At 69.9% G+C, this 4,096-nt stretch carries 5 protein-coding genes; all 5 read right to left on the bottom strand.

The features are described 5' to 3' along the window. A partial coding sequence (locus IY392_RS15730; protein ID WP_194861713.1) for a hypothetical protein occupies nt 1–1,238 on the bottom strand: 1,238 nt, incomplete at its 3' end. Nucleotides 1,239–1,243: 5 nt separating this feature from the next. Next, nucleotides 1,244–1,819, bottom strand: coding sequence for a hypothetical protein (locus IY392_RS15725; protein ID WP_107757083.1), 576 nt, complete (start codon nt 1,817–1,819; stop codon nt 1,244–1,246). Nucleotide 1,820: 1 nt separating this feature from the next. Then, entirely contained in the window at nt 1,821–2,039 is a 219-nt protein-coding gene (locus IY392_RS15720; RefSeq protein ID WP_182613074.1) for a ferredoxin, read from the bottom strand. A 14-nt stretch (nt 2,040–2,053) separates the two neighbouring features. Further along, complete coding sequence (locus IY392_RS15715) at nt 2,054–3,355, bottom strand: cytochrome P450 (RefSeq protein WP_194861714.1); 1,302 nt, start codon at nt 3,353–3,355, stop codon at nt 2,054–2,056. 92 nt (nt 3,356–3,447) lie between these two features. Next, on the bottom strand, nt 3,448–4,096 hold a 649-nt coding region (locus IY392_RS15710; RefSeq protein WP_194861712.1), incomplete at its 5' end, for an SDR family oxidoreductase.

Below are 4,096 nucleotides of genomic sequence, written 5' to 3'. Positions count from 1 at the left end.
GTACTGATCCGCGTGACCGCGACCTCCTCCGGCTCCGTGGCGGGTTCGTCGCCGAACCGGAGGACCGCCGCGACACGAGAGCCGTCCGAGGGCACGCGCTCGACCGTCCAGTGCGGGTCGACCGCCTGGGCCGCCGCGGCGAGGGGCCGCAGCCCCTCCCGGGCCAGCAGGGGCATCCAGGTGTCGTCGGCGAACGCGTCCGCCGCGGTGTCCCAGGAGACCGTGACACTCCGCCCGTCCCCGGAGACCGACGACGAGTACCCCGTGTACGCGGTCGGGCCGGCCAGGGGGTGGAGGTCGAACACCGCCGCCAACCCGTGCGCGTCCCCGTCGGCGCCGAGACCACCGCCGAGCACGTCGCGGATCCGGCCCGCGGCGACCCCCGCGATGCCGGTCGCCTGATAGGCCAGCAACCGGTCCGCGGTCTCGGCGTCCGACCGACGGCGGACCGACTGGTGAAAGCCCACCGCCAGCAGGTGCATCTGCAGGTACACCTCGCGCGTCATGCGGACGAGTGCGGCCGAGGTGAACTCGGGGAAGCTCAGATCCGTCAACAGCGGGCCGGCGTAGTCGTCGCGGGGGCCCTGACCGGTCGTGTCCTCCGGTGCCGGCGGCTCGAACGAGAAGTCGACCACCCGACTGCTCGCGGACTCGACCGCCGGCTCGGGCCACGCCGCCGGCTCCGCGTCCGGGTCGATCCGAACGATCCAGTGGCAGTGCGGCGTCCGGCCCTCCGGGCTGCGTGGTGGCCGGTGGACCGGTTCCACGACGGCCCGCGGGTTGGTGGCGAGCGCGGTGGCCGGGAAGGTGGGGTCCTCGATGTCGTGACACATCGTGGTGACGAGCCGGTCCCCCATCGGTTCGACATCCATCAGTGCGCCACAGTGGTCGAGCCAGAATTCCCCGTGATCGTGGTCGGTGATCCCGTAGCGGAAGTCCATGAACTCCGGCGGCGCCCCCACGTCCAGCTGGAAACCCTTGAAGATCTCCGCGACGCCGTCGCCCGTGATGGACAACGCCTCCTTCATCCGACGGGTGTAGTGCGGGCTCGCGGCCTGCCACTCCTCGATCGCGACGTCCCGCATCCCGTCCACACCGAACTCACCCAGGAGGGCCGGCATCCCCGCCCGGTCGATGAGCTGGCCGATCAGCAGCAGATCGGGGAGTAGCCGTGCGAGGGTCGCGTGATCGAGCGATTCCAGAGGGTCGCGTCTGACGACCGGGTCGCGCGTGGTCATCGGACTCAGACCTCGTCCGGCGTGGACACCGGCCACAACGGGGCCGGGCTGTCCTCGATGCGGTACCACCCGGCAGGCTTGTCGCCGCCCGCTTCGAACCGGGCCTTCATCGAATCGGTGAGCGCGTCGGCCTCGTACATCCGCATGAACAGGTCCACCACGTTGCCGAAGTCGAAGAAGTCCCGCTGCCACTTCCACTGCTGCTCGCCGTTGTAGAGGAACCACGACCCGCCGAGACCGTGGACCTCGTAGGGCGCGCCCGTCCTCGGGTCGACGGTGTCGCGGGCGATCTGCTTCCACAGGCACAGCACGTCACCGGTCTCGGGATCGATGATGGTGCGGATGTAGGGGTACTCCCAGCCGTCGAGCCCGGCCATCTCCTGACCCAGCGCGACGTCACGGATCTCGTCCCGGCCGACGGCCATGAAGTCGTCCTTCGTGCCGTAGTTCCAGCCGTAGGTGGCGTCCTCGGCGTAGAACTCGGCGAGCGGGGTCCAGTCCTTGTTGCGCTCGCACTCGGCGTTGGCCTCGATCCATCGCTCCACGAACTCGGCGATCTCGGCGCGGTCGTATCGGGTCACGTCACTCACTCCTGGGGGTCCGGGTCCCGACGAGGCGGAGTGCCTGAGTCGGGCAGTACTTGACGGCGGCCTTGACTTCCGCCAGCTGGTCGTCGGGGATATCGCCCCGCTTGGCGCGCACCTTGGCCTCCGCGCCCTTGCCCACCGTGAACCAGTCGGGGGCCTCGGCCTGGCACTCCGCGTGCCCCTGGCACAGGTCGAAGTCCACTTCCACACGCATCGGCTGCTGTGCGGTCACCGGCGCCGCCTCCTCCGGTAGCGGACGGTGCACGGCTGGGCCAGCTGGACGACCATCTTGGAGTGGTCGTTGTGGTAGCTCTCCGGCGGTTGCGCGAGCTCGAACTCGAACTCCCGCAGCAGGATCGAGAAGATGGCCTTGATCTGGAGCTGGGCGAACGCCGCCCCCACGCAGCGGTGTCGTCCGGCGCCGAAGGGGATCCAGGTCCACCGGTTGACGATGTCCTCCTGTCGCGGCTCGGAGTAGCGCTCCGGGTCGAACCTGTCGGGGTCCGGGAAATCCTCGGGGAGCCGGTTGGAGACCGCCGGGGAGGCCGCGACGGTCTGCCCGGCACGGACGACGTGGTCGCCGATCCGGACGTCCTCCTGCGCCACCCGCATGAGGATGATGAGGGGCGGGTGAAGACGCAGCGTCTCTTTGAGGGCGTTCTCGACCTTGGGCATCTGACGTAGCGCCCCGAAGCTGTACTCGGCGCCGTCCGAGTAGACCTCGTCGAGTTCGGCGACCACCTCCGCGAGGTAGTCCGGGTGCCTGAGCAGCTCGATGAGCATCCACGCACTGGTGCCGGAGGTGGTGTGATGCCCGGCGAACATCATGGAGATGAAGATGCCGGTGACCTCGTCCGGGGTGAAGCGGTACGTGCCGTCGTCGTTCTTGACGGACACCAGGACGTCGAGCAGGTCCCGGTCCTCCTTGTCCGCCGGAGGGTTGGCGACCCGCTCCTCCATGATCGCGGACACGAGCTCCACCAGTCCGGCCCGGGCCGCGTCCCGCTTGCGGAACGCGGGGATGTCGGCGTAGGCGTCGATGTACGCGTGGGGGTCGGTGCCCTGCTCGAGGTCGTGATACAGGTGCGCGAACCGCGCGTCGAGCTGCTCCCGGAACTTCGGACCGATCAGGCACGCCGAGGAGGTGTAGATGGTGAGTTCGGAGAACCACTCCAGCAGGTCGATCTCGCCCTCGTCGCCCCACTCGCCCACCATCCGCTGCACCTCGTGGGGGATGGTGACGGCGTGCTGGCGCATGTGCTCGCCGCGCAGCGCCGTGTTGTGCAGCATCTCCGAGCGACGCTCGGGACTGGCGTCGAACACGACGCCCTCCCCGAACACCGGCGTCATGAACGGGTAGGCGGCGGCCTGGTCGAGGGACTCGTCCGGGGCGCGGAAGAAGGCCTCGTTGGCGGCCGCCCCGGAGGCCAGGCAGATGTCGCGGTCGACGATCTTGAACACGCCGAGGTCGCCGCACTCCTCGCGCACCCGCCAGAACAGGCCGATCGGGTCGGTACGGAGTTCGTCCATGTGCCCCAGCTCGCCCCCGCCGCCGGAGACCCGCCGCGGTTCGGTGAGGGTGGAGGTGTCGGTGGGCGTGTCGGTGGAGCCGTCGGTACTGGTCACGAGTAATCCTCCTCGATTGGGGCCTCCGGCTGGATCTCCAGCTCGGTGATCTGGGCGCCGCGGGGCATCGCCACCATGGCGGCGACCCCCCGGGCGAGGTCGGCCGGTTTGCACATGCGCGGGTGACGACCGAAGCCGTGCTTGACCCAGTCGTTGATGACCGACTCCGTGGTCTCCGCATCGAACTCGGTGCCCATCTCGGTCATCACCGGCCCGGGGCGGACCACCCCGAGGCGGATCCCCGTACCCTCGAGTTCCTTGCGGGCCTGGTGGGCCATCGTCTCCAGGCCGGCTTTGGCCGCGACGTACGCGCCGGAGCGGGGCCGGGCGGTGTAGGCCACATCGGATCCGATGAGGACCACGTCTCCCCGACGGCGGTCGACCATCCCGGGGACCACGGCGTGGAGGAGTCGCTGCACGGCGAGTAGGTGGATGTCGATCTGGGCGGCGAAGTCCTCGGGGTCCATCTCCCACACGCGGGCCATCTTCAGGCTGCCGGCACTGGAGACGAGGACCTCGGGTGGGCCGTACGCCTCGCCGGCGGCGGCCACGAACCCGGCGACCGAGTCGGCGTTGGTCACGTCGACCGGTCGGGCGGTGGCCCGTCCCCCGGCGTCCCGGATCCGGCCCACGAGGTCGTCGAGG

It is taken from the genome of Dietzia sp. SYD-A1 (assembly GCF_015356725.1).
GTDB lineage: Bacteria > Actinomycetota > Actinomycetes > Mycobacteriales > Mycobacteriaceae > Dietzia.
The sequence above is the reverse complement of the archived record's forward strand: the minus strand, read 5'-3'. Positions and strand labels throughout refer to the sequence as shown.

Excerpts from the sequence above, each read along its gene's own strand:
- IY392_RS15720 (WP_182613074.1), bottom strand. The coding sequence starts at position 2,039 with ATGCGTGTGGAAGTGGACTTCGACCTGTGCCAGGGGCACGCGGAGTGC.
- IY392_RS15715 (WP_194861714.1), bottom strand. The coding sequence starts at position 3,355 with ATGGACGAACTCCGTACCGACCCGATCGGCCTGTTCTGGCGGGTGCGC.